Source organism: Lichenibacterium minor, assembly GCF_004137685.1.
Classification (GTDB): Bacteria; Pseudomonadota; Alphaproteobacteria; order Rhizobiales; family Beijerinckiaceae; genus Lichenihabitans; species Lichenihabitans minor.
The window spans coordinates 20429-43955 of record NZ_QYBB01000031.1; the positions used below are offsets into that span (position 1 = coordinate 20429).

Genomic DNA, 23527 nt, shown 5'->3' on the forward strand with positions numbered 1-23527 from the left:
AAGGGATGCGGGGGGCGGCGGCGGCTCAGCGGCCGCGCGGGGCCGGCGATCTGGGGTTGGGTCGGGCGCTGCCCTGCAGGCCGGCCGGCACGGCGCGCTTCGCCTTGTTGCGGTCGGCGAAGCGGCCCGGGCCGCGGCGCGCTTCAGCGGGGGCGGCGGGCTCCGCGCCCTCGGCGGGTTCGGCGTCGGGCGATGCCGCAGCCTCGGCCGCCTCGGCATCCGCCTGCGCCCGCAGCGATTCGCGGATCAACGCATCGGTGAGCACGAGGTGGGCGTCGCCGATGTCCTTGATCGGCACCGCGACGGTGTCGGGTTCGGACGCCTTGTTGTCCTTGCGGCGGATGACCAGCGCGTCGCCCTCGACCGCGTGGAGGAAGCCGCGAAAGCGGCGCCGTCCGTCCATCGGCACGGCGAGCTCGACCTTGGCTTCGTGGCCCATCGCGCGGCGGAAATCGCTCATCCGCACGAGCGGGCGGTCGATGCCGGGCGACGACACCTCGAGCCGGTATTCACCCGTCACCGGATCGTCGAGGTCGAGCACGGGGGACAGGGCCTTGGAAGCGGCCTCGCAGTCGTCGATGGTGAACGTGCCGTCCGGCCGCTCCGCCATGATCTGCAGGATCGTGGGCGAGCCCGCCGAAATCTTCACCCGCACGAGCCGGAAGCCGAGGTCGGCCAGCACCGGCACGGCGGCGTGGCCGACGCGGGCGGCGGCGCCGTGCTCGGTCGCGAAGCGGGGCTCGTCGAGCGGGGCGTCGACGGCCGCGGCGGCGTCATCGGCAGGGAGGTCGGGGGGCGTGAGGGTCAAGGAAGCGCTGTCCATGAGGGCCCGGGCGGATGGCTCCAAAAGCAAAAGAGCGGGTCCGGCAGGAGCCCACTCTTCATCGATCTACCGGACCGTACCGAACATCGTCAGTACGAGGGCGGATGTAGACCCTTCGGGCCCGCGGCGCAAGGCGGGACCGCCGACGCGAAGCCGGCCGGCCGGCGTTCACGGGCGGGCCCGCGCGGTCCCGCTCACCGGTCCAGCCACCCCGACACGCCGTCCACCACCGCGGGCTCGATGCCGCGGTAGCCGTGCGGCGACAGCGACCCGCAGGCGCGCCCGCCGGCCGGCCCCCCGTCGACCCGCAGGACCTCGGCGCGGCGCGAGCCCGTGAAGGCCGCGGCGACCCGGTCCGCGTCCCCCGGCGGCGTGACGGCGCAGCGGTCGGCCGCGTCGGCGACCACCAGAACGGGCGCCGTCACGGCGGCGGGATCGGCGTCGAAAACGGTTTCACCGCTGCCGCCCCTGCGCGACACGGCTTCGAGCAGCACGAGGCCCGCCACGTCCGGCGCGTGGGCGGCGCCGTTGACCGCCGCGATGGCCCCCTGGCTCGTGCCGACCAGGGCGACGGGTCCCGGGACGGCGCGGTGGGCTTCGGCCACAAGGGCCGCCACCGTGGCGGCGTAGCCCGGCGAGGCCCGGGTGCCGCGCAGGTTGACGGGCGCGTCGGGGATCAGCAGCGCCCAGCCCCGCGCCAGCCACAGCGGCGCCGTGCGGATCACCACGTTGTCGGCGCGGTCGATCCGGCCATCCGGGGACAGGCCGACGTCGCCGCTGCCACCGGGCAACATCACCAGCGTGCCGCGAGGCTTGGCGGGCCGGAGCAGCAGGGCGTGCTCCGCGCCGCCGCCCGGCACGGAGACGTCGAGCACGGCCGGGTGCCACACGGCCGGCGGGGCGAGGGACGCGGCGAGCGCCACCGCGGGCAGGCCGGCGGCGGCCAGCGCCGCGCCGGCCAGCACGGCGAGGAGGGGCTTCACCGCTTGAACACCGCGTCGGCGGCGCTCCGCGACGCCTGCTTGGAGCCGATCTCGGCGTCCAGCCGCGCGATCTCGGCCTCCAGCAGAGCGATGCGCAGCCGCAACTCGTCGACCGACAGGGCGTCGAGCGGTTCGCCGACGGCGTGCCGCGGCCTGGGGGCGGGGCGGTCCGGGTCGTCGTCGCGCGCCATCGTCAGCCGTCCACCCGCAGCATGATCTTCCCCACGTGGTCGCCCCGCTCCATCCATCGGTGGGCGTCGGCGGCCTCGGCCAGGGGGAACACGCGGTCGATCAGGGGCTTCACGGAGCCCGCGGCGAGCAGCGGCCACACCCTGTCCTCCAGGGCGCGCGCGATGGCGCCCTTCTCGGCCACCGTGCGGGGCCGCAGCGTCGAGCCGGTGTGGACGAGGCGCTTCACCATCAGGGCCGAAAAGTTCACCTCGGCCTTCGCCCCGCCCAGGAAGGCGATCTGCACGATGCGGCCTCGGTCTGCGGCGGCCGCGTAGTTCCGCTCCACGTAGGCGCCGCCCACCATGTCGAGGATGACGTCGACGCCGCGGCCGGCGGTGAACGCCTTCGCGACGCTGACGAAGTCCTCGGCGCGGTAGTCGATGGCGCGGTCGGCCCCGAGCGCCCGCACGGCGTCGCATTTGGCGGGGCTGCCCGCCGTCGCCAGCACAGCGGCCCCGAAGGCCTTGCCGAGCTGGATCGCGGTGGTGCCGATGCCCGACGTGCCGCCGTGCACCAGCAGGGTTTCGCCCGGCTTCAGGGCGCCGTGGTCGAACACGTTGACCCAGACGGTGAAGTAGTTCTCGGGCAGCCCCGCCGCCTCGATCATCGACAGCGTGCCCGGGATCGGCAGGACCTGCGGCTCGGGCGTGGCGACGAACGGGGCGTAGCCGCCGCCCGGCACCAGGGCGCAGACCCTGTCGCCGACCCGGAACCGCGCCGCGCCCTCGCCGAGCGCCACGACGTCGCCGGCGACTTCGAGGCCCGGCAGGTCGGAAGCGCCGGGCGGCGGGGCGTAGTGGCCGGAGCGCTGCAGGACGTCGGGCCGGTTCACCCCCGCGGCGGCCACCCGGATCAGCACCTCGCCGGCCCGCGGCCGCGGCACGGGCCGCGTGTCCGGCCGCAGGACCTCGGCGCCGCCGGGCTCCGAGATCGCGATGGCGGTCATGGTGTCGGGGGTCGTCATGCTGGTCTCCTCATGGGCCGGGAGGTGGGGGCGGCGCGTGCCGGAGGGAAGGCTCCCGGGCCGACCGCCGGCGTCACTCGGCTTCCAGCGCCGCCCGGGCCTCGGCGAAGCTCGCCTCGACGGCGTCGGACACGACGGGCGCCTGGAGGTCGAGGTCGCGAAGCGCCTCGACCACGGCCGCCACCACGATGAGCCGCATCAGCCATTTGTGGTCGGCCGGAACCACGAACCACGGCGCGTCCGCGGTTGCGGTCGCGGCGATCGCCTCCTCGTAGGCCGCCATGTAGTCGTCCCAGCGGCTGCGTTCCTTCAGGTCCGACGGGCTGAACTTCCAATTCTTGTCGGGCTCGTCGAGCCGGTCGAGGAAGCGGCTCTTCTGCTCGTCGCGGCCGACGTGGAGGAAGAACTTCAGCACCCGCGTCCCCGAGCGGCCGAGGTGGCGCTCGAAGCCCGCGATGTCCTGCAGCCGGTCGTCCCAGAAGCCCTTGCCGCCCGTCAGCGGCGGCGGCAGGCGCTGGGCTGCGAGGATCTCGGGATGGACGCGGGCGACCAGCACCTCTTCGTAGTGCGAGCGGTTGAAGATGCCGATGGTACCGCGGGCCGGCAGGGCCCGGGTGACCCGCCACAGGAAGTCGTGGGCGAGGTCCTCGGGGCCCGGCTGCTTGAAGGACGTCACGGCGACGCCCTGCGGGTTCACCCCCGTCATCACGTGCTTGATGGTGGAATCCTTGCCCGCCGCGTCCATGGCCTGGAACACGAGCAGCAGCGACCACGTCGAGCTGGCGTAAAGGGTTTCCTGAAGGCCCGACAGTTCGGCGATGCCGCGCTTCAGCAGCGCCTGGCCCTTCGCCTTGTCGAGCAGGTCCGGCACCGGGTTGCCGGTGGCGTGGCGGGCGAGCCTGAAATGCTTGCCGGACGAAACGCGGCAGCGCGCGACGAGGTCGCGAATGTCGTCCGGGCTGACGGGCGCGTCGTCGGAATCGTGGGCCATGTCGGGGGAACGCTCCGGCGGGGTCGGGCCGCCAGGATGTCACGCGGGCGGCGCGGACGCTACGGGCGGCCCGGCCCGTCGCAGTTCGGCCGCGGTTCGCATCACGCCGCGGCAGCCGGGAGGCGGCTCCGGCCCTCGCCGAACCGGCCCTCGTAGACCGCACACCGGTTGCGGCCCTGCCGCTTGACGCTGTAGAGCGCCGCGTCGGCTTCCGCCGTCAAGGTGGTGGCCCCCATGGCCGCGCCCGCCTCGGCGACCGCTACCCCGATGCTGACGGAAACGACGGCGATGCCGTCGGATCGGCCCGCGTGTTCGAGCGCCAGCGCTTCCACACCCGCCCTCAGCGCCTCCGCGGCGGCCAGGGCCGAAGCGCGGCCGAACCCCGGCAGCACCACGGGGAACTCTTCGCCGCCGTAGCGCGCCGCCGTCGCCCCCGGGATGCGCGGCACCAGCGACGTCGCCACCGCCCGCAGGCAGCAGTCTCCGGCGACGTGGCCGTAGGTGTCGTTGAAGCGCTTGAAATGGTCGACGTCGATCATCAGGAGGGCGATCGGCCCGGTGTCGGCGCCCTGCAGGCCGGCGTCCAGGGCCGCCTCCAGGGCCGCGTCGAAGGCCCGCCGGTTGGGGAGCCCGGTCAGCGGATCGGTGCTGGACAGCCCGAGGAGCAGCGTGCGGTCCGCCTCGAGCCCGTCCGACCGGACGATCTCGCGCAGCGCGCGCAGGTAGGCGCGGCGGCGGCTCAGCTCGGCGCGATAGCTGCCGTAGAACGCGAAGGCGCAGCCCGTGGCGGCCTGGAACATCAACGCCCCCAGGACCGCCGGCGACAGGTCCGGCCTCTGCACCAGGGCCGCCCAGGTCGCCGCCAGCGCGAAAGCCGTGAAGGCGGCCATGTGGGGAAAGCGCAACTGCAGCGTCATGCCCCCGTACACCAGCACGAGGTACAGTTCCGGCATCGTGTAGGTCGCGTTCGGTGCCGACGACGCCCAGAAGGTGAACAGCGGGACGGCGAAGACGCCCATCATGGCGACGAGCAGGAGCCGCTCGCGCAGCACCGCCGAAATGCGGGACACCAGCCAGCACACCACCAGTGCGATCGGCAGGATGACGAGGAGGTGGAGGCAGATGCCGACCACGATCACGTCCGGGAGGAGCACCGCGTCGGTGACGAGGTAGGCGTTGTAGAAGAAGAGCCCGACCGGGATCGCCACGCGGAGGTGTTCGACCCGTTCTCCTCGGGTTTCGATGTCGAACAGCCGTTCCACGGTGGGCGCGAAGCCGAGCAGCGGCCCGAGGTGGGCGACATCGGCGCCGTCGATCCGGTCGGGCGGGGCGGCCGCGCCCGGCTCGGTCATGTCAGGCACGTTGAGCATCCTGTCTGCCTCGCCTTTCCTCCCCCGGGCGCTCCGCGCGGGATGGGCGACCCCGCGGCGCGCCACCTCGGCGGCCGGCACGGACGCGCCCGTCGGTCGGGGGACACCGCCCGGGCTCAGCATGTCACGGCAGGTGTTAAGTCTCCTTTTCCTCGAACCATCCGATGCGCTCGTCGCCGACGGCGCGCGGGCCCTGCAAGGGACCCGCACCGCCCTTTCGCCCCGCCTCGCGCCGAGACCGGCCTTGCCCTGGCCGGGGGAGGGCGCTAAGGCGGCGCCTTGGCGCCATGCGGCGCGCGAGCGAAGACGAGGCGACATGCGCGGCATCATCCTGGCGGGCGGAAGCGGCACGCGTCTTCACCCCATGACGCATGTGGTGTCGAAGCAGATGCTGCCGATCTACGACAAGCCGATGATCTTCTACCCGCTGTCGACGCTCATGCTGGCCGGCATCCGGGAAATCCTCATCATCTCGACCCCGCGCGACCTGCCGCAGTTCCGCGATCTCCTCGGCGACGGGTCCCAGTGGGGCCTGGAACTGTCCTACGCCGTGCAGCCTTCGCCGGACGGGCTCGCGCAGGCGTTCCTCATCGGGGCGGACTTCGTGGGCGACCAGCCCTGCTCGCTGATCCTCGGCGACAACGTCTTCTACGGCCACGGCCTGCCCGAGATGATGCGCCCGGCCGCGGCCCGCACGGAAGGCGCCACCGTGTTCGCCTACCACGTCACCGATCCCGAGCGTTACGGCGTGGTGGACTTCGACGACCGCGGCATCGCGGTGTCGATCGAGGAGAAGCCCGCCGAGCCCAAGACCAGCTGGGCCGTGACGGGGCTGTATTTCTACGACGCCGAGGTGGTCGAGATCGCCCGCGCGCTGAAGCCCTCGCCCCGCGGCGAGCTCGAGATCACCGACCTCAACCGCGTCTACCTCGAACGCGGCGCTCTGCGCGTCGAGCGCATGGGGCGCGGCTTCGCCTGGCTCGACACCGGCACGCCCGACAGCCTGCTGGAAGCGGGCGAGTTCGTCCGCGTGTTCGAGAAGCGCCAGGGCTTCCGCATCGCCTGCCCGGAGGAGATCGCGCTGAGCCAGAACTGGATCGACGAGCGGCTCTTCCTCGAACAGGCCGAGCGCTTGAAGAAGAGCACCTACGGGCAGTACCTGTTCAGGGTGCTGGCCGAGCGGGGCCCGGCCGAAAGCGCTCGCGTCTGAGCGGGGCTTCGACCCTGCCGTCCCCCGGCGGCGCACCCGTGTTGCCGCCCGGCTGGCGCGTCGAGCCCGCCCCGGCGCGGCCGCCCGGGGTCGAACCCCCGACGCTGCGCCACCCCGAGCCGGGGCTGCGGCTCGTGCGCGACTTCGCGCCCGCGCATCCGGTCGGCTGGTCGGCGCTGACGCTGCGCTACGACGGGCCGGGGGTCGTCGACGCGCGCCTGGCATTCCGGTTCGACGACGGCACCGAACTCGTCCAGCACCTGGCCAAGACCGGCCGCAACGTGTTCTTCGGCATGGTGCGGCCGTCCCGCCCGTTGCTCGGGATCGCCGTCGCGGTGTCGGGTTCGGCCGACCTGGCCGCGCCCGCCGTCCTGGAGTTCCGCCCGGTGCCGCCGTGGGAACGGCGCCGGGCGCTGGTCCGCCGCGCCGCGGCGGTGCTGCGCGGCGACCCGCGCTCGTTTCCGTGGCGCCTCGCCCGCTTCGCCGTGCAGTTGAGCCGGTCCGGCCGCACCGTGATCCCCGTGTCGACGGAGGTCCGCAGCCCGGACGGCGCGTATGCGCTGTGGCGCGAGCGCTTCGACGAGCGGCCGGAGGCGGAAGCCGCCTTCCATCGCGCCCGCTCGTCCGCGCTGGCGCGGCGGCCCGTCTTCACCGTCGTGGCGGGGCCGGACCTCGACGGCCCGGCGCTCGACGGGCTCGCCGCCAGCCTCGACGCCCAGATCTATCCGGATTGGGAGCTGCTGGTGCCGGACGGCGCCCCGGCGCCCGACCGCGCGCGGCTGCGCCGCTACGATCCGGCCGATCCCGACGCCGCTCTGGCCGGGGCGCAGGGCACCTTCGCGCTGCTGCCGCGCCCCGGCACCCGCCTCCGCGCCCACGCGCTGCTGACGCTGGCGCTGGCCATCGGCCGGCACCCGGAGGCCAAGCTCGTCTATGCCGACGAGGACCGCATCGCCCCCGACGGCGCCCGCTCGTCGCCCCAGTTCAAGCCCGCCTGGTCGCCGGCGCGGCTGCTCAGCTCGAACGCCGTCGGCGACCCCTGCTGCATCGCGATGGCGAGCCTGCGCGCTGCCGGGCTGTCGGCCGCGGACGGCGCCGCGGACTACGGCGTCGCGGCGTGGCGCCACGACCTGATGCTGCGGCTCGGCGAAGGGTTCGAGCCGCGCGACGTGCTCCACGTCGCCCAGGTGCTGTCGCACGGCGCCGGCCCCGCCGCTCCCCCCGCCGCTGAAGCCCGCAAGGAGGCGATCCGGCGCGCGCTCCACCGGCGCGGCGCGGACGCCCGCGTCCTGTCGGACCCGCGCTCGCCCGATCCCCGCATCGCCTTCGCCTTCGACGAGAACCCGCTCGTCACCCTGATCGTCCCGACGCGCGACCGCGCCGACCTCCTGCGCGTGTCGGTGGGCAGCATCCTCGCCAAGACCGCGTATCGCCGCTTCGAGATCGTGGTGGTGGACAACGGATCGGTCGAGGACGACACGTTCAAGCTCTTCGACAGCTGGGCCGCGGAGCCGCGCGTCCGGGTGCTGCGCGACCCCGGCCCCTTCAACTACGCGCGGCTCAACAACGCCGCCGCCAGGACCGCCAAGGGCACGCTGCTCGGCCTCGTCAACAACGACGTCGAGGTGACGGACGCCCATTGGCTGGAGGAGATGGCCGGCTGGGCGGCGCAGCCCGGCATCGGGTGCGTGGGCGCCAAGCTGTGGTACCCGGACGGCCGGCTGCAGCACGGCGGCGTCGTCGTCGGCGTGGCGGGGGCGGCCGGCCACCGCCACAAGCGTGCCGGCAAGGCCGACCGGGGCGGGCGCGACGACCTCGTCACCGTCAACGAGGTGTCGGCCGTGACGGCCGCCTGCCTGGTGGTGAAACGGGCCGTCTACGAGGAGGTCGGCGGGCTCGACGAGGCGCGCTTCGCGGTCGGCTACAACGACGTGGACTTCTGCCTCAAGGTCGCGACCGCGGGCTATCGCAACCTGTGGACGCCCTTCGCCGAGATGGTCCACCACGAAAGCCTCAGCCGGGGCCGTGACCTGAGCCCGAAGACGGCTGAGCGCTTCAACCGCGAGGTCGCGGCGCTTCGGGAGAAGTGGGGCGAACGGCTGCTCGACGACCCCTACGGCTCCCCGAACCTGACGGTGGACGCGGAGGACGGGAGCACGCGGGTGCAGTGATGCGCGGCCCGGCTGAACCGGCCGGGTCCTGCATCACCGTCCGTCGCGGCGCCCGGGCGAAGCCGCCCGCCCCACCGCGAAGCGGTCGGGAACCGACCGCCGGCAAGCGCCGCCGCCGGTGCGGCGTGACCCGTCGGACATGCGTCGGCACTCCCGACGGCCGGTCCGAGGGGCGGCCCGCGTCGCGCTGGTCGCAACCTCGGCTGCCGTGCGATGACATCGGCACCGCGTCCCGCCCCGGGCCCCCCCATGCTCTACTTCGCCTACGGATCGAACCTCCAGCGCGCCGGCATGGGGTCGCGCTGCCCGGCGGCGGTGCCGCTCGGCCGGGCCGCGCTCCTCGGCCACGCGCTTCTGTTCCGCTCGTGGGCCGACGTCGAGCCCCGCCCCGGCTGGTCCGTCGCGGGTGCCCTGTGGCGCATCACCCCGGCGTGCCTCGCCGCGCTCGACGATTACGAGGACGTGGACGCGGGCCTGTACCGGCGGGTGACGCTCCCGGTCCGCCCCGAGGGCGCGCCGGAGGACGTCGAGGCGCTGGTCTACCGCATGGCGGCGAGCCACGCGGCGGCGCCCGAGCCCGGCTATCTCGCGATCGTCCGCGAAGGGTGCCGCGACTTCGGGATCGACGACGCGCCGGTCCTGCTCGCGGCGGGATCGGCCGGGGAAGGCCCGTCCCCCTACAGCAGGTGCGGCTCGGCCCGGTAGCGGCATTCCGGCGAATAGGGCAGTTCGGGGTCGAAGTCCGTATCGGGCTTCTCCCGCACCACGCGGGCGTAGACGTCCATGATGCGGGCGCCGACCGCGCTCCACGAATACACGCGGCGGCATTCCTCCAGCCCGGCCGCCGCGATGCGGCGGCGCAGGGCGGGGTCGAGGATCATGGCGGCCAGCGCGTCGGCGTGGGCCACGACGTCGCCGGGCTCGGTCAGGATGCCGTTCTCGCCGTCCCGCAGGCAGTCGATTACGCCCACGGCCCGGCAGGACACGTTGGGCAGCCCCGACGCCATGGCTTCCAGGATGGTGTTGGAGAAACCCTCCATGTAGGTGGGGGACGCGAAGACGTCGGCGTTCCGGTACAAGTCCGGCACGGCCTCGTAGTCGGCGTAGCCGGTGAAGGCGACACGGTCGTCGAGCCGCAGCGCCGCCACCCGCTCGCGGCAGGGGTCGACGTCAGGGCCGATGCCGGACACGATGCCGCGGAACGGCAGCCCGCGGTCGCGCAGGATGCCCAGCGCGTCGAGGAAGTCGAGGGCGCCTTTCCGGCGATCGACGCGGCCGTGGTACAGGAACCGCACGGGGTCGGCGGCGTCGCCCACCCGGGCTTCGTCGGCGGGGCGGAAGCGCTCGGTGTCGACCGCGCCCGGCACCACGGTGAACCGGTCGCGGCGCGTGCCGAGCCGTTCCGTCACCTCGTCGATAAAGCTTTCCCCGCCGATCAGCAGCGCGTTGGCGTGGTTCAGCACGTCCACCATGGCGCGGCGGTGGGTTTCGCAGCAGGAGCCGACCCAGTGACCGTCCCCGCCCTGGATCGACACCACGCAGGGGAGCCCCAGCCTGCGGGCGGCGAGGAGGGTCGCCCAGCCGGTCGGATAGCCGTATTGGGCGTGGAGCAGGTCGAAGGGCATCGCGGCGTGTTCGGCCGCGATCGTGTCGACCATCGTGTCGATGTCGCGCTCGAAGTCGCCGCTGGTCTGTTCGCCGAGCTGTTCAAGGCCGATGACGCGCACGCCCGGCACGGCCGGCGGCGGGCCGCCGCCGTAGACCCGCGTCCCGAACGCGTCGCCGCGGTACTGGCTCACCATGGTGACGTCGTGCCCGGCGCGGACGAGCTCGCGCAACAGGTTCACGGCGTAGACGCTCATTCCCGAGATGGCGGGGAAGAAGCGCCGCGATACGAAGCAGACCCTCATCGGTGGAGATCCTCCCGCCCGGCGGGTTCGCCCGCGCTCGGCGCCGCGCGGACGTTGCCCCGGCACAGGCTGAGATAGGAGAAGGCCTGCGGGATCATCAGGTCGGCGCGGTGTCCGTCGCGCGACAGTTCCACGCAGACGAGGCCGCCGAACGATGCGGCGTCGAGCGCGGCCAGGACGGCGGGCACGTCCATGTCGCCTTCGCCGAAGGGCAGGTGGACGTGCTCGCCGCGGCGCATGTCCTCGATGCTGACGGTGCCGAGCCGGTCCGCGAACTCGGCGACCGCGGCGGCGGGATCGCGCTCGCCGGTGACGAGGAGGTGGCCGGTGTCGAGGGCGAGCTTCAGCCCGGGGATGCCCGCCGCGACGTCGCGGTAGTCGTCGACGGTTTCGACCAGCATGCCGGGTTCGGGCTCCAGCGCCGCCACGACGCCGCGCCGGCCCGCGTAGCCGACGACCTGTTCGAGCCCGGCCCGCAGCCAGTCCCGCGCCTCGTCGGGGTCGATGCCCGGCTTCGGCACCCCGGCCCAGAACGACACGGCCTCCGAGCCCAGGATCGCGCCGACGTCGATGGCGCGGTGCAGGAAGGCGATGCGCCGCGCCCGGCCGGCCGGGTCCGCCGTGACCAGCGTCGGCTCGTGCTTGGAGCGGGGGTCGAGCAGGTAGCGGGCGCCGGTCTCGATCACCGAGCCGAACCCCAACCCGCGCAGCCGCTGCGCGAGCTTCTTCGCGTCGGCTTCCCAGGTGGCGGCGAAGGGGTCGAAGTGGTTGTGGTCGAGCGTCAGGGCCACGCCGCTGTAGCCGGTCTCGGCCATGATCATCAGGGCGTCGTCGAGCCGGTGCGAGCCCGTGCCGTTGGTGTTGTAGGCGAAGCGGAGGGTCATGGCGGGCTCCCCGGCGTGGGGTGGACGGGACAGGCGCGGGCCATCGTCGTCAGGCCACCGCGGCCCGCGCCGCCAACCGGTAGGCGACGTGGTGCGCTTCGGGCTCGCGGTAGAGCGGGTACAGGGGCCCGACGATGCGGTCGGCTTCGGCGGTGTCGAACAGCGGCGCCCGACCGCCGGTCAGCGGTGCCAGCCGCTCCGCGGCTTCGGGCGCCAGCCGCACGGGGCGGCGCGTGTCCGTCTCGTCGCCGAACACGATCAGCGGCGAGCCGCGCTCCAGCAGCTTGCGGGTGTTGCGTTCGCCGATGCGGTAGTAGCTCATCGTTTCGACCTCTAGGTTCGGCACGATGACCTTGACCACGCCGACGGAGCCGTCCCGCGGCGAACAATCGACGTAGAGCACGTCGAAGCCCGCCGCTTCGAGCCGCTCGCGGGCGATGCGACCGCGGGAGCGCGTGTCCGAGGGCTCGGACGAGGGGGGCCGGTCGGCGCCGGGCAGCTCTCGGAAGGGCTTCTTCGACCGCACGGAGAAGACGGAGCCGTCGAGCGCGCGCTTGAGGTCGGCCGCACCCATGTCGGTCCAGTCCATCATGGCCCGCAACGCGCGGCTTTCTTCCAGCTCCAGGCTGGGCAGCGCGGTGCGGACGAAGTCGTCGACGTAGCCGGGGGGCGCCACCGAAAGCGCTTCCCCCATGGGGCCGTGGCCGTAGGTCTTGCGCACGCGCGCCGAGCAGAACTCCAGCAGCGCCTTGTGCAGGGCGCGGCGCGGGTCCGGATCGCAGGCCTCGCCGCAGGCGGACAGCATGATGGGGACGCGGGGCGTCCCGCGGTCGTAGCCCACCACGTAAAGGTTGGTCAGGCCGAACTCGTCGGTGGCGAACTTGGGCAGGACCTCGATGCCGAGGCCGTCGAGCTTGGCGAGGAGCGCGCGGGCGTCCTCGCCGACGTCGGCCCCCTCGAGGTCGAGCACCACGCCCTGGTCCAGGGCGCGGAACAGCAGGCCGTTGCCGTCGCGCTGCAGGCATTCGAGGAGCCCGTGGCCGACCGCCCAGTCCACGTCCGGGCCCGCGCCCAGCCCGTTGGTGATCAGCGTCGTGAACGGCTGGTAGCCCGGTGGCAGCTCGAAGAAGTCGCAGGCGGCCACGTCCATCGGCACCCACACGCGCTCGCCGTTGCGGGCCCGGGTGGCCTCGATCCAGGCGAGGGGGGTGGCGCGCGTCACCGGGCTGCCGGCCGGCAGCCCCAGCGTCAGCGGGTCGGCCACGCGGTCGCGGCCGAACTCGCGCGCCAGCGTGTCGTAGCTGTCGATCCGGCGCGGCTCGTCGCGCAGCCGCAGCGTCGGGCAGATCATCTCGGCGATCTCCGCCACGGCGCCGATGATCGCCTGGGCGTCCGTCGTGCCGTAGCCGTAGCCGGACGGCATGGCGCCGCGCAGGTCCAGCGAAGAATCGAGGAACAGCCCGACCATCCAGGCCGGCACGCCCGTGCCGTCGAGCGGCGTCATCGAGAAGCCGGCGAAGCGGCCCGCGGGCAGGGCTTCGATGTAGCGTCGGGCCGCCTCGGGGAGGTCGGCCGGCAGGTTGTTCATGGGAAGCTCGCGGTGGTGTGGGCCGCCGCCGATCGGTAGGCGGCGTCGAGGAGGCGCATGGTGGCGAGGTCGCGCGCGCCCGAGAAGGCGGAACGGTCGCCCGAGCGGAGCGCGTGCCCGAAGGCGCGCACCTGCGCGAGGAAGGGCGACAGCGCGCCGTCGAAGGGCACCGGCTCGGTTCGGCCCGTCGCGGCGTCGGTGAAGGTCAGGCTGCCGCCGGCGTCCTGGCCCATGGTGTTCTCCGCCGCCATCAGGCCGCCGGTGCCGACCACCTCCAGGCGGCGGCGCGGCAGCGTTTCCGGATGGTTGTAGGCGACGTGCAGCTGCGCCAGCGCGCCCGACGCGGTCGCGCCCATCAGCATGGCGCCGTCGTCGACCGCATAGTCCTGCACGCGGCTCTGCGTCATGGCGGCGACGGCGGCGAGCGGCTCGCCGAGCAGGAAGCCGGCGAGGTCGAGCCCGTGCGGGGCGAGGTCCATCAGGGCGCCGCCGCCGGCCTTGGCGGCGTCGACCCGCCAGTTGTCGCCGCCGGAGCCGGCCGACCAGTCCGAGCCGAGCCAGCAGGCGTAGACGATGCGGACCGCCGTGACGGTGCCGAGCCGGCCGGCCCGGACGGCGTCGCGCATCGCCACGTGGGCGGGGTGATGGCGCTGGTCGAAGGCCGTGCCGTAGAGGATGCCCTCCCGCTCGACGGCGGCGATGAGGGCGGCCGCATCGTCGAGCGTGTGGGCGAGCGGCTTCTCGCACAGGACGGCCTTTCCGGCGCGGGCGAGCGCTTCGACCATCGGCCGGTGCAGGTGGTTCGGCGTCGCCACGTAGACGGCTTCGACGGCGGGGTCGGCGGCGAGCTCCTCCACCGTGGCGTGGGCGGCGGCGCCGAGCGCGGTCGCGTGGGCCCGGGCCGCGGGATCGGGATCGCAGACGGCGGCGAGGCGGTCGCCCGCGGCCAGCATGGCGGGCGCCGTGAAGTCGCGCGCCACCCAGCCGAAACCCGCGATGCCCCAGCGGACGGGTTCCATCACCAGCGCTCCGGAAGGTCGACGAGGGCGCGGCGCCGGGCGGCGCCGGCGCGGGCCGCGGCGTCGGCGGGCTCGGCGAAGGTCGCCGGGTAGGTGGCGAGGGGGCCGTATTCGGCGGCGTAGCGCTCGGACGGGAAGCGGATGCGCGGCGGCGCGCCCGCGTCGTAGAGCGGGTTGGCCCGCAGCGCCGCGCCCTGGGGCGGCATCGCGAAGCCGGCGTCCAGCGCCCGCGGCCGCCGCCGCAGCCCCGGGCCCGCCGCCACCGCGAATGCTTCGACGTGCCGGAGCTCGCCCGGCGCCCGCGGCACGGGAGCGCGCGCGTCCTGCAGCGCCCGCGTCAGCTCCCCGTCGTCGTAGACGACGCCGTCCGGGAAGCGCGCCGCGATCTCGTCCGCCGTCACGGCGCGGCCGGCCGAATAGTTCTCCGCTTCGCGGTTGTGGACGTGCCCCACCGCCAGCCACCCGCCGGCGGCGGCGAGCCCGCGCAGCCGCGCGAGCACTTCGTCCTTGGGCTCGAGGAAGTAGAAGGCATCCTGGCACAGGACGAGGTCGAAGCCGCCGTCCGCGACCGGCCAGGGCGAAGCCGCGTCGAAGCAGACGAGGCGCGCGTCCGGCCCCACCACCCAGTGCCGGGCGAGCCACAGCTTGGCGAAGACGACATCGGCACCGGCATAGGCGGCGCCGCGGCGGATGAACTCGCGCCCGTAATGGCCGATGCCGCAGGCGAGTTCGAAGCAGCGGCCGATCTCGCCCCGATGCGCCTCGATCAGCGCCAGGCCGGCGAGGTAGGTCGGGTCGCTCCAGCGATGGGCGAAGTAATCGCCGACGCGGCCGAAGCCGAGCAGGCCCATGGCGTCGCGCAGCGTCAGGCTGTCCGCCCCGGCGGCGAGGCGCGCGAGGTCGGCGGGGTCCGGCGCCGGGCCGGTCCACCAATCGTCCTGGTCGCCCAGCAGCGCCGCCAGCGCGCCCGCGCGGTCGCCGGCGTCGAGCCGCTCCAGCGCATGGGCCGACAGGGCGTCGCGGCCCGTGCGGAGGAAGGGGATGCCGTCGACGACGGGCCAACGCTTCCCGTCCGGCTCGCGCAGCGCGTGCGGCCCGTCGGGGACGAGCGCCGCGCCGGTGACGGGCGACAGAAGCCCGCTCCAGTCCGCCGTCACGGGATGCGCATCTCGGCGAGCACGCGGTCGTGGAAGGGCTTCACCGGCCCGTCGTGGACCAGGGCCATGTCGCCCAGCACGACGTCCATGGTGAGCGACGCCGAGCGCAGGTGCTGGGCGATCTCCATCACGCGGTCGACGACGTCCGCGGCATGGAACGCCCGGCCTTCGGGCGTTTCGGCGTCGGCCAGGCATTCGCGCGCTTCGGCGACGCGGCGGCGCAGGCCGGGCTCCAGCGACCCGAGCGCATCGTCGACGAAATGCTGCATCACCGGGCCGAGGTGGTCGCCGAGCAGCATTTCGCCGGTGAAGCCCGAGTCGGGCATGCCGGCGTTGTGGAAATGATGCGCCAGCGCGGCCAGGAACACGGTGGCGGGGTCGGCGCCGTAGCGGGGCGCCAGGATCACGCCGTAGACCGCCACCACGAGGCAATGCTCGGCGTGATTTTCCGCGGGCTCCAGCACGATCCGGGGACGGCCCGGGCAGGTCACGCCGGCGCGGGGCTGGTCCTCGAGCTGGCCCACGAAGCGCGGGAGGTCGGCCGGCCGGCCGGGCCCGGGCACCGCGATGGCGGACACCAGGGCCGAGCGCAGCGGCTCGGGCACCGGCGCCGAGATCTCCTCGACGGCGCGGCACAGCACGCCGTTGACCTCGGCCGCCGGCAGGCCGGCCTCGATCAGCAGCGGGCGGTCGATGTCGCCGAGCCGGGCCGCCGCCAGGGCCTGCGCGGTGATGCGGCGCGCCACCTCGGGCAGGGGCGCGCCCGCCACCAGCTCCGACCATGCGGCGCGGAACAGCCGCGTCGCGACCGTGCCGTGGCGCCCGGCCGAACGGACGCGCTTCAGGTCGCCGATCTCCCCGAAGAGGCCCTTCAGCGCGTCCGGGGCGTCGTCGTGGGTCGTCTGCACGGGGATCATCAGCCGACGTTGAGCCAATCCATGAGCATGGCTTCCTGGGCGTGGAAGGCGTGCTCGGGCTTGCGGCCGTCCCGCGTCATCGGCGCCTTGAAGAAGTGGCCGAGCTGCTCCTGCACGCCGCCGTCGCCGCGCTTGCCCGCGAGGCCGAGCACGCGGGCGATCTCGATGGCGAGCGGAGCCGCCAGGATCGAGTCCTTGCACAGGAAGTTGATCTTGATCTGCATCTTCTGGCCGAGGAAACCCGTGACGTCGATGTTGTCCCAGGCCTCCTTGTCGTCGCCGCGCGGCCGGTAGTAGCGGATGTCGACGAGGTGGTCCTCGACCGGGTAGCCGAGCATGTCCTCGAGCACGCAGCCCTTGGTGTTGAGCTTGGACTGGAGCGAGTTCGGGTCCTGGAGGGCGAAGCCGTCCCGGTTGCCGAGGATGTTGGTGGAGAACCAGCCGTCGACGTGCAGGGCGCGGGACTTCAGCGCCGGGGCGATCACGGTCTTCATCATGGTCTGGCCGGTCTTGCCGTCCTTGCCCGCCACCGCGACGTTGCGGTCCTTGGCGAAGGCGGTGAGCGCCGGGATGTCGGCGGCGACGCTCGGCGTGAAGTTGCCGTAGCCGCAGCCGCTCGCGATGGCGGCATAGGCGTAGAGCATGGCGGGGCCGATGGCTTCGCTGCTGTCGTCGAGGCCGCGCTCGAAGCCCTGGACGCTGTTCAGCGTGTCGAGGGTCAGGTCGGGCCAGGCTTCCGTCGACGCGAGGTTGACCACGACGACGCGGTCGAGGCCGTTGTCGGCCTTGAAGCGGCGGAGGTCTTCGGAGATCATCTCCACGGCTTCGCGGTGGCTGCCCGCCGCCGTCATGTTGCGGCCGACGATGTTCTTGCAGAACTTCTGGCTCGCCACGGCCTTCCACGGCGTCATGCCCTTCAGCGTCTCGGTCGCCGCCGACTCGCCCCGGCCGAGCACCCCGTGCTCCTCGGCCGCGGCCGCGAGGTCGACGCCGTTGACGTCCCACCCGCCGAACACGAGGTCCTTGTAGTCGGCGAGCCCCGCCACGCTGAGGTGCGCCAGGGGCAGCCCGTCGAGCTGGTTGGAACCGGCCTTGATGGCCTCGATACCAGCCACCGCCGTGGTGGCGACGGCACCGCCGAGACCCACGATCGCCACGCCGAGCCGCTCGCCGCGCGCTGTGCCCATGTTCGCCAAGAGAACCCCTATCGCGGACGCGGGCCATGGCTCGGGCCTCCCGCGTCGTTTCCGTAAAGTCGGGGCCAACGTTTCCCGCGTGAGGCGGTTCCCGGCCGGCCCGGTCCGAACCGGTTTCCGTCACCTAGCGGACGCGCCGCCTGCGCCCATTGCGACATTTAGGCGATTGGGGGATGCGGCCCGCGGCCCGCCGACCGGCCGGGGGCTGGGTGCGACGGCACGGCGCACCGTCGCATGCGACGAAGGTGACAGACTCTCGCGGTTGAATATGATCCCGTCGTCGTCCACCCGACCGGGGCCGCCCGGACCTGGAGTTACCCTTGCGCCGCCAGAGACCGACTCCCGAGCCCGCCGCCCGGCGCATGCCTTGATCGAGGATGCCAAGCGGTCCCCCGTCCGCCTGAGCGACGTCGCCCGATCGGCCGGATGCTCGGCCGCGACCGTGTCGCGCGTCCTGAACAGCCCCGAATCCGTCAACCGGGATGCGCGGCTGCGCGTCGAGGCGGCGGTGCGCGAGCTGGGCTACACGCGCAACGGGGCCGCCCGGGCGTTGCGGTCCCGCCGCTCGCAGATGGTCGGCGTGATCCTGCCGACCCTGAGGCAGCCCATCTACGCCGACTTCATCGGCACTTTGCAGGACGGGCTGGCGCGCCAGAACTACGCGCTGGTTGTCACCACGTCCGATTATTCGCCGGACCGGGAGCTGTTCCAGGCGCGCCTCCTGGTGGAGCGCGGCATCGACGGGCTCGTGCTGGTCGGCCACACCCATCGCCCGGAGCTCTACGAGCTGCTCGAGATCCAGGACCTGCCCTTCCTCACCACCTACACGTTCTGGCCCGAGTTCCCCCATCCCATGGTGGGCTTCGACAACTTCGCCGCCATGGTCCGCGTCGTCGACCACCTCCACGGGCTGGGCCACCGCGATTTCGCCATGCTGGCCGGCGCCCGCAAGGACAACGACCGGGTCGAGCAGCGGGTCGCCGGCGCCGTCGCGGCGCTGGCGGCCCGGGGCATCGACCTGCCGGCGGAGCGCATCGTCGAGGAAGCCTTCACCATCGAGGGCGGGCGCCGCGGCCTCGCGCGGCTTTTCGACACCGGGAACCCCACGGCGTTGCTCTGCTCCAGCGACGTGCTGGCCTACGGGGCGCTGATCGAGTGCCGGGCGCGGCGGCTCGACGTCCCGGGCCGCCTGTCGATCGTCGGCTACGACAGCCTGCAGTCCTCGGCCCATACCGTGCCGGCCCTGACCAGCATGGAGATCCCCGCCGACGAGATGGCCCAGCGCGCCGCGGCCTACATCCTGGCGCGGCTGGCCGGGCGGAGCCACCCCGCCCGGGTGGAGATCCATCCCCGCCTCGTGGTGCGCGACACCACGGCGCCGCCGCCCGCGGCCCGGCGCTGATCCCCGGGGGGCGACGCGCGCCATTTGCGCAGCGGCGCGGGTGCGAGGTAAGTTGATCCCGGCCGCCGGATCACGGCGTGGCGGCCCCGCGGGAGAACGACTTGACCGAGAAACGCGTGCTGATCACCGGCGGTGCCGGCTTCGTCGGCTCCCACTTGTGCGAAGCGCTCCTCGCCCGCGGCGACGAGGTTCTCTGCGTCGACAACTTCTACACCGGCCAGCGGCGCAACGTGGCCCACCTGATGGGCGACCCGCGGTTCGAGGTGATGCGCCACGACGTGTGCTTCCCGCTGCACGTGGAGGTGGACGAGATCTACAACCTCGCCTGCCCGGCGTCGCCGGTCCACTACCAGTCCGACCCCGTCCAGACCACCAAGACCAGCGTGCTCGGCGCGCTCAACATGCTGGGCCTGGCCAAGCGCCTGAAGGTGCCGGTGCTGCAGGCTTCCACCTCGGAATGCTACGGCGACCCGTCCGTGCATCCCCAGCCGGAAACCTATTGGGGCCACGTCAACCCGATCGGCCCGCGCTCCTGCTACGACGAGGGCAAGCGCTGCGCCGAAACGCTGTTCTTCGACTACCACCGCCAGCACGGCGTCGACATCAAGGTGGCGCGCATCTTCAACACCTACGGGCCGCGCATGCACCCGGACGACGGCCGCGTGGTGTCGAACTTCATCGTGCAGGCCCTGAAGGGCGAGGACATCACCCTCTACGGCGACGGCTCGCAGACGCGGTCCTTCTGCTTCGTCGACGACCTCGTGGACGGGCTGATGCGCCTGATGGCGACGCCGCGCGGCGTCACGGGCCCGGTCAACCTCGGCAACCCCGGCGAGTTCACCATCCAGCAGCTGGCCCACACGGTCGTGGAGATGACGGGCACGCGGTCGCGCCTCGTCCACCGCCCGCTGCCGCAGGACGACCCGCGCCAGCGCCGCCCCGATCTCGCCCGCGCCAAGGCCGAGCTCGATTGGCAGCCCACGACGGCGCTGAAGGACGGCTTGGCGCGCACGATCGCCTATTTCCGCTCGCTCCTGGACCTCCAGGACGCGCCGCCGATGCGCGTCAGCGCGGCGCGCAGCCGCGTCGCCTGACGCCGCGCAACAGGACATGGCCATGCAGGACGCCGACACCGCCGAACCGCTGCCCCTCGTCGTCATGGGGGTGAGCGGTTCCGGCAAGTCCACCATCGCGGCGCAGCTCGCGGGGCGGTTGGGGCTGCCCTACCTCGACGGCGACGACCTGCATCCGCAGTCCAACGTCGACAAGATGCATGCGGGACACCCGCTCGACGACGACGACCGGTGGCCCTGGCTCGACCGCGTCGCCGCGGCGCTGAATGACCGCGCCGCGGCAGGCGGCGTGGTGGTCGCCTGCTCGGCGCTGAAGCGCTCCTATCGCGACCGGCTGCGCGACGGCACGGGCGGCCGCGTGCGCTTCGCCTTCCTCGACGTCGGCTTCGACGAGATCGAGCGCCGGCTGAAGAAGCGCGTCCACCATTTCATGCCGAAGCAGCTCCTGCAGAGCCAGTTCGACACGCTGCAACGACCGGGGCCCGACGAGGCCGACGTGTCCACGGTTTCGGCCGACGGCCCCGCCGAGGGCATCGTCGCCGACATCGCGGGCCGGCTCGGGCGCTGACAGGTTTCGGAGGTTTCGCCCATGGTCGATGCCCAGTTCCCCCTCGCCGGACGCGTCGCCATCGTCACCGGAGGGGGCCGCGGCCTCGGTCGGGCCATGGCGCTGGGCCTCGCGGCCGCGGGGGCTCGCGTGGTCGCCACGGCGGCGCGGAGCCTCGCCGAGGTCGAAGCCGTTTCCGCCGAAGCCGGGCCGGGAACGGTCCTGCCGCTCGCCGCCAACGTCACGCGGCCGGAAGATTGCGCCGCGGCCGTCGCGTTCGCGGTGGCGCGCTTCGGGCGCCTCGACGTGCTGGTGAACAACGCCGGCCGCGGCATGCGGCTCGTCAGCGACGACTTCCTGACGACGCCGACGCGCTTCTGGGAGGTCGAGCCGGCGGTGTGGCGCGACATCGTCGACACCAACGTCAATGGCCCGTTCCTCATGGCCCGCGCCGCCGCTCCATCGCTGATCGCATCCGGCCGCGGCCGCGTCGTCAACATCTCCATGAACCACGAAACCATGCGCCGGGCCGGGTTCTCGCCCTACGGGCCCAGCAAGGCGGCGCTGGAATCCGAGACGATCGTGTGGGCGCAGGACTTCGCCGGCACCGGCGTGACCGTCAACGCGCTGCTGCCGGGTGGCGCCACCGAGACCGGCCTGATCCCCGCTTCCGTCGGTGCGGACGCCCGCGCCGCCATGCTGCGCCCGGCGATCGTCGTGCCGCCGCTGCTGTGGCTCGCGTCCGACGCGTCGGGCGGGTTCACGGGTCGGCGGATCGACGCCAAGCGCTGGCGCCCCGAACTGCCCGGGGCGGAGGCCGCCGGGCAGGCGTCGGAGCCCGCCGGCTGGGCCGTCGCCCCGGCCTGAGGAGGGCCGGACCGCGACAGCGCTGCGTTTCTGCCGCCACCGTGTCCGCCGCGCCATCGCGGGCGGAGGGGCGGGATGGTAGGGCTTCGGTTCGACGCGGGATCCCGTGCGCCGCGGCCCCGGCGCGCGGGAGCGGGGCAGGGCGCGCGGCGCGGGCCGCCGCCGGAGGAGAGACGGGATGCGACGTATCATGGGAGCGCTCGCGCTGGCGGCGGCGACCGCGCTGGGCGGCTGTGCGAGCGCGCCGCCGCCGGAAGCCGCGCTGCGGGGGCAGGGCGTCGCGCAACGCTCGCCCGCCGTGCCCTGCACGACCACGTGGCTGGTCCTCGCCACCGTGTCGAAGTGCGGCTCGGGCGGGCTCAGGTTCGGCGTCGCGACCGAATAGCGGCCGGGCGCTTTCCGCGTGGCCGAAACGCCGTCCCCGGCGTTGACCGCCGGATGGCCCCGCCGGGGCGACGTCCGACGGGTCGTGCCGCCTCGGGAGCCTTCGCCATGGACCGCGCCATCGTCGTCATCGAGGACGAACCGCTGCTGCGCCAATACGCGATCGAGACCTTCGCGTCGGCGGGCCTCGACGTGGTGGATTTCGAGGACGGTGACCGGGCCCTCGCCTATGTGCAGGACCATCCCGACACGGTGGCGGCGGTGTTCACCGACGTGCGGCTGATGGGCGCCACGGACGGGCTGCGCATCGCCCGGGCCATCACCGAGGCCCATCCCGCCATCACGGTGGTGGTCACGTCGGGCCGGTTCTCGGAGCGGCCCGCCGAGCTCGGGCCCCGGGTCGTGTATATCGGCAAGCCCTGGATGGCGATCGACGTGCTCAACGCCATCATCGACGCCAAGCAGGACGATTGACGGCAGGGCCGGCGCGGCGCTTGCCCCCGCGTCGAGCCCGACGATCAGCCCCGCTTGGCCGGCGGGGGCGGGCTGGCGTCGAAATCGTCGCGGTCGATCACCGTGATCGGCACCTGCGCGGCTTCGGGGGCGGGATGCCGGAAGTCGAGGTCGATGCGCCAGCGCTTGACGTACTCGGTCGCGCTGGCCTGGACGAAGCCGAGGCGGTCGCGGGTGGTGTGGTCGTAATGGCAGACCTGCCCGGCACGGCAGCCGGGCACGAGGGCGACGAGGGATTTCGAGGAGGGCCGGGCCGCATCGACCCCCTGCCGCACGCAGGCCGTTTCGGCCTTCACGGTCTTCTCGGGGCAGTCCGCCAGGGCGCGGTCGAGCAGGTTGGCCCGCGGGCCGACGACGTGGTCGTAGGAGGTGGCGTAACGGGCGACGCCCGACACCCGATCCATCTCGCCCTGCACCGGAAGGGCGCAGCCCGAAGTCGCCGCGCCGAAGCACAGAACCAGTCCCGCGCTGAAGCGCGGCAGCGTCGCCCTCATCGCGGGCCCGCGGGGGCGTGGCCCAGGAGCCGGTCGACGGCCGCGACGGCCGCCGACGCGATGGCGCCCGCCAGCGCCATGGGCTTCGACAGGAAGTGCTCGCCCGGCGCGGCGGAAGCCACCGTCGGCGCCGATGCGGCCTCGTAGGCGATGCCGTAGCGCTGGCGATCCGCCGGCAGGATCCAGGTCATCTCGTCGGGCGCGGCGCTGGTCAGGTACACGATCGCGCGATCGTCCAGGCCGAGGCGGCCGAGATAGGCGCCGATCAGCGCGTTGGCGGCTCCCGTCTCGACGCTGACGCCGTTGCGGCGGAGGTAGGCGGCGTGGAGTCCGACATGCGCGTCCTGGCCCATGGCGCGCGGCGCACCGGCGAGCCACACGAGGCCGCAGGCCGAAGCGCAGACGCCCCGCGCCGGGACGTCCGTGCCGATGCCCTCGCGCCGCACCGTTTCGCCGAGCGCCAGCGCGGCCTGGACGTTGCCGCCGAGGCTCGACAGGCGCAGGGTGCGGGGAGACGGGGCCGCCGCCAGCGCGGCCACGAGCTTGAGGTCGTCGCCGGGCTCGATGATGCCGCTGAGCTCGACGGCGCCGCCCGAGGGCGCCACCTTGATCTCCGCAGAGGCGCAGGGGCCCGCCGCCGAAGCCGCCACGAGGGCGAGCATCGCGGCGCTGAAGGGAAACCGGGGCTTGGATGACGGCATACCGATCCCCCTAACATCATGTGGGAAAATATCCCACAAAATTCCGCCGATCGCACGGGCGAGCCGCCGGCGGCCCCGCTCCGACCCACACTGGCGCCCGTTTGCGGCGGGGTTGAGGGCGGGGCCGCGCTC

Annotated in this window: 24 protein-coding genes; 9 read left to right on the plus strand and 15 right to left on the minus strand. The window is 73.5% G+C overall.

Going from position 1 to position 23527, the window contains the following annotated elements; translation table 11 throughout:
* Window positions 1-25 precede the first annotated feature (25 nt).
* From rimP to D3273_RS20335, 6 genes are all read right to left on the minus strand, one after another.
* A complete protein-coding gene (rimP, locus tag D3273_RS20310) occupies window positions 26-808 on the minus strand; it encodes a ribosome maturation factor RimP (RefSeq protein ID WP_245501302.1) in 783 nt (260 codons plus the stop codon).
* Between the two features lie 209 nt (window positions 809-1017).
* Window positions 1018-1806, minus strand: a complete 789-nt coding sequence (locus D3273_RS20315) for an alpha/beta hydrolase (protein WP_207210852.1) — start codon at window positions 1804-1806, stop codon at window positions 1018-1020.
* Window positions 1803-1997 carry a DUF1192 domain-containing protein gene (locus D3273_RS20320; protein WP_129228725.1) on the minus strand — a complete coding sequence of 65 codons (195 nt, stop codon included), beginning with the start codon at window positions 1995-1997 and terminating at the stop codon, window positions 1803-1805. The genes D3273_RS20315 and D3273_RS20320 overlap by 4 nt, the downstream gene beginning before the upstream one ends.
* 2 nt (window positions 1998-1999) lie before the next feature.
* Complete coding sequence (locus D3273_RS20325) at window positions 2000-3001, minus strand: NAD(P)H-quinone oxidoreductase (RefSeq protein WP_245501303.1); 1002 nt, start codon at window positions 2999-3001, stop codon at window positions 2000-2002.
* Between the two features lie 73 nt (window positions 3002-3074).
* Entirely contained in the window at window positions 3075-3992 is a 918-nt protein-coding gene (locus D3273_RS20330) for a polyphosphate kinase 2 family protein (protein ID WP_129228726.1), read from the minus strand.
* 101 nt (window positions 3993-4093) lie between these two features.
* Window positions 4094-5344, minus strand: coding sequence for a sensor domain-containing diguanylate cyclase (locus D3273_RS20335; protein ID WP_245501304.1), 1251 nt, complete (start codon window positions 5342-5344; stop codon window positions 4094-4096).
* Window positions 5345-5678: 334 nt separating this feature from the next.
* Here D3273_RS20335 and rfbA point away from each other — a divergent pair, with 334 nt between their 5' ends.
* The 3 genes from rfbA to D3273_RS20350 all read left to right on the plus strand — a co-directional run bounded on the left by rfbA (window position 5679) and on the right by D3273_RS20350 (window position 9448).
* Window positions 5679-6572: a glucose-1-phosphate thymidylyltransferase RfbA gene (gene rfbA / locus D3273_RS20340; RefSeq protein WP_129228728.1), complete on the plus strand. Its 894-nt coding sequence runs from the start codon at window positions 5679-5681 to the stop codon at window positions 6570-6572.
* Between the two features lie 38 nt (window positions 6573-6610).
* Entirely contained in the window at window positions 6611-8743 is a 2133-nt protein-coding gene (locus tag D3273_RS20345) for a glycosyltransferase family 2 protein (protein ID WP_129228729.1), read from the plus strand.
* Window positions 8744-8992: 249 nt separating this feature from the next.
* On the plus strand, window positions 8993-9448 hold the full coding sequence (locus D3273_RS20350; protein ID WP_165359590.1) for a gamma-glutamylcyclotransferase family protein: 456 nt from the start codon (window positions 8993-8995) through the stop codon (window positions 9446-9448).
* Here the strand turns inward: D3273_RS20350 and D3273_RS20355 are convergent.
* The 7 genes from D3273_RS20355 to D3273_RS20385 are packed head-to-tail and all read right to left on the minus strand — an operon-like array spanning window position 9421 to window position 17405.
* A complete protein-coding gene (locus D3273_RS20355) occupies window positions 9421-10653 on the minus strand; it encodes a glycosyltransferase family 4 protein (RefSeq protein WP_129228731.1) in 1233 nt (410 codons plus the stop codon). The genes D3273_RS20350 and D3273_RS20355 overlap by 28 nt on opposite strands.
* Window positions 10650-11537 carry a sugar phosphate isomerase/epimerase family protein gene (locus D3273_RS20360; RefSeq protein ID WP_129228732.1) on the minus strand — a complete coding sequence of 296 codons (888 nt, stop codon included), beginning with the start codon at window positions 11535-11537 and terminating at the stop codon, window positions 10650-10652. Before D3273_RS20360 ends, D3273_RS20355 begins: the two co-directional genes overlap by 4 nt.
* A gap of 49 nt (window positions 11538-11586) precedes the next feature.
* Window positions 11587-13125, minus strand: coding sequence for a YcaO-like family protein (locus D3273_RS20365; protein ID WP_129228733.1), 1539 nt, complete (start codon window positions 13123-13125; stop codon window positions 11587-11589).
* Window positions 13122-14144 (minus strand): Gfo/Idh/MocA family protein, encoded by a 1023-nt coding sequence (locus D3273_RS20370; protein ID WP_129228734.1) that lies wholly within the window; start codon window positions 14142-14144, stop codon window positions 13122-13124. Before D3273_RS20370 ends, D3273_RS20365 begins: the two co-directional genes overlap by 4 nt.
* Window positions 14144-15301, minus strand: a complete 1158-nt coding sequence (locus D3273_RS20375; RefSeq protein ID WP_129228735.1) for a class I SAM-dependent methyltransferase — start codon at window positions 15299-15301, stop codon at window positions 14144-14146. The genes D3273_RS20370 and D3273_RS20375 overlap by 1 nt, the downstream gene beginning before the upstream one ends.
* Window positions 15298-16218: an HD domain-containing protein gene (locus D3273_RS20380; protein WP_129228736.1), complete on the minus strand. Its 921-nt coding sequence runs from the start codon at window positions 16216-16218 to the stop codon at window positions 15298-15300. The genes D3273_RS20375 and D3273_RS20380 overlap by 4 nt, the downstream gene beginning before the upstream one ends.
* The gene (locus tag D3273_RS20385) at window positions 16218-17405 is read right to left on the minus strand and encodes an inositol-3-phosphate synthase (protein ID WP_129228737.1); all 1188 of its coding nucleotides are present in this window, start codon (window positions 17403-17405) and stop codon (window positions 16218-16220) included. The genes D3273_RS20380 and D3273_RS20385 overlap by 1 nt, the downstream gene beginning before the upstream one ends.
* 376 nt (window positions 17406-17781) lie before the next feature.
* Between D3273_RS20385 and D3273_RS20390 the strand changes: the two genes are divergently transcribed.
* The 6 genes from D3273_RS20390 (at window position 17782) to D3273_RS28385 (ending at window position 22161) form a co-directional block, all read left to right on the plus strand.
* Window positions 17782-18816: a LacI family DNA-binding transcriptional regulator gene (locus D3273_RS20390; protein WP_165359591.1), complete on the plus strand. Its 1035-nt coding sequence runs from the start codon at window positions 17782-17784 to the stop codon at window positions 18814-18816.
* Between the two features lie 101 nt (window positions 18817-18917).
* Entirely contained in the window at window positions 18918-19910 is a 993-nt protein-coding gene (locus D3273_RS20395) for a UDP-glucuronic acid decarboxylase family protein (RefSeq protein ID WP_207210853.1), read from the plus strand.
* 22 nt (window positions 19911-19932) lie between these two features.
* Window positions 19933-20457 carry a gluconokinase gene (locus D3273_RS20400; RefSeq protein WP_129228740.1) on the plus strand — a complete coding sequence of 175 codons (525 nt, stop codon included), beginning with the start codon at window positions 19933-19935 and terminating at the stop codon, window positions 20455-20457.
* 21 nt (window positions 20458-20478) lie between these two features.
* Window positions 20479-21303, plus strand: coding sequence for an SDR family NAD(P)-dependent oxidoreductase (locus D3273_RS20405; RefSeq protein WP_129228741.1), 825 nt, complete (start codon window positions 20479-20481; stop codon window positions 21301-21303).
* Window positions 21304-21481: 178 nt separating this feature from the next.
* Window positions 21482-21688 (plus strand): hypothetical protein, encoded by a 207-nt coding sequence (locus D3273_RS28380; RefSeq protein WP_165359592.1) that lies wholly within the window; start codon window positions 21482-21484, stop codon window positions 21686-21688.
* A gap of 107 nt (window positions 21689-21795) precedes the next feature.
* The gene (locus D3273_RS28385; RefSeq protein ID WP_165359593.1) at window positions 21796-22161 is read left to right on the plus strand and encodes a response regulator; all 366 of its coding nucleotides are present in this window, start codon (window positions 21796-21798) and stop codon (window positions 22159-22161) included.
* Window positions 22162-22205: 44 nt separating this feature from the next.
* Here the strand turns inward: D3273_RS28385 and D3273_RS20415 are convergent, their stop codons facing one another.
* Window positions 22206-22694 (minus strand): hypothetical protein, encoded by a 489-nt coding sequence (locus D3273_RS20415; RefSeq protein WP_129228743.1) that lies wholly within the window; start codon window positions 22692-22694, stop codon window positions 22206-22208.
* Entirely contained in the window at window positions 22691-23395 is a 705-nt protein-coding gene (locus tag D3273_RS20420) for a hypothetical protein (protein ID WP_129228744.1), read from the minus strand. The genes D3273_RS20415 and D3273_RS20420 overlap by 4 nt, the downstream gene beginning before the upstream one ends.
* Window positions 23396-23527 lie beyond the last annotated feature (132 nt).

Bases quoted from the DNA above. Each gene is read 5' to 3' on its own strand.
- D3273_RS20350 (WP_165359590.1), top strand. From the start codon at position 8,993: ATGCTCTACTTCGCCTACGGATCGAACCTCCAGCGCGCCGGCATGGGG.
- D3273_RS20380 (WP_129228736.1), bottom strand. From the start codon at position 16,218: ATGATCCCCGTGCAGACGACCCACGACGACGCCCCGGACGCGCTGAAG.
- D3273_RS20355 (WP_129228731.1), bottom strand. From the start codon at position 10,653: ATGAGGGTCTGCTTCGTATCGCGGCGCTTCTTCCCCGCCATCTCGGGA.
- D3273_RS20365 (WP_129228733.1), bottom strand. From the start codon at position 13,125: ATGAACAACCTGCCGGCCGACCTCCCCGAGGCGGCCCGACGCTACATC.
- D3273_RS20320 (WP_129228725.1), bottom strand. From the start codon at position 1,997: ATGGCGCGCGACGACGACCCGGACCGCCCCGCCCCCAGGCCGCGGCAC.
- D3273_RS20330 (WP_129228726.1), bottom strand. From the start codon at position 3,992: ATGGCCCACGATTCCGACGACGCGCCCGTCAGCCCGGACGACATTCGC.
- D3273_RS20360 (WP_129228732.1), bottom strand. From the start codon at position 11,537: ATGACCCTCCGCTTCGCCTACAACACCAACGGCACGGGCTCGCACCGG.
- D3273_RS20420 (WP_129228744.1), bottom strand. From the start codon at position 23,395: ATGCCGTCATCCAAGCCCCGGTTTCCCTTCAGCGCCGCGATGCTCGCC.
- D3273_RS20370 (WP_129228734.1), bottom strand. From the start codon at position 14,144: ATGGAACCCGTCCGCTGGGGCATCGCGGGTTTCGGCTGGGTGGCGCGC.
- D3273_RS28385 (WP_165359593.1), top strand. From the start codon at position 21,796: ATGGACCGCGCCATCGTCGTCATCGAGGACGAACCGCTGCTGCGCCAA.
- D3273_RS20405 (WP_129228741.1), top strand. From the start codon at position 20,479: ATGGTCGATGCCCAGTTCCCCCTCGCCGGACGCGTCGCCATCGTCACC.
- D3273_RS20385 (WP_129228737.1), bottom strand. From the start codon at position 17,405: ATGGGCACAGCGCGCGGCGAGCGGCTCGGCGTGGCGATCGTGGGTCTC.
- D3273_RS20325 (WP_245501303.1), bottom strand. From the start codon at position 3,001: ATGACGACCCCCGACACCATGACCGCCATCGCGATCTCGGAGCCCGGC.
- D3273_RS20335 (WP_245501304.1), bottom strand. From the start codon at position 5,344: ATGACCGAGCCGGGCGCGGCCGCCCCGCCCGACCGGATCGACGGCGCC.
- rfbA (WP_129228728.1), top strand. From the start codon at position 5,679: ATGCGCGGCATCATCCTGGCGGGCGGAAGCGGCACGCGTCTTCACCCC.
- D3273_RS28380 (WP_165359592.1), top strand. From the start codon at position 21,482: ATGCGACGTATCATGGGAGCGCTCGCGCTGGCGGCGGCGACCGCGCTG.
- D3273_RS20400 (WP_129228740.1), top strand. From the start codon at position 19,933: ATGCAGGACGCCGACACCGCCGAACCGCTGCCCCTCGTCGTCATGGGG.
- D3273_RS20415 (WP_129228743.1), bottom strand. From the start codon at position 22,694: ATGAGGGCGACGCTGCCGCGCTTCAGCGCGGGACTGGTTCTGTGCTTC.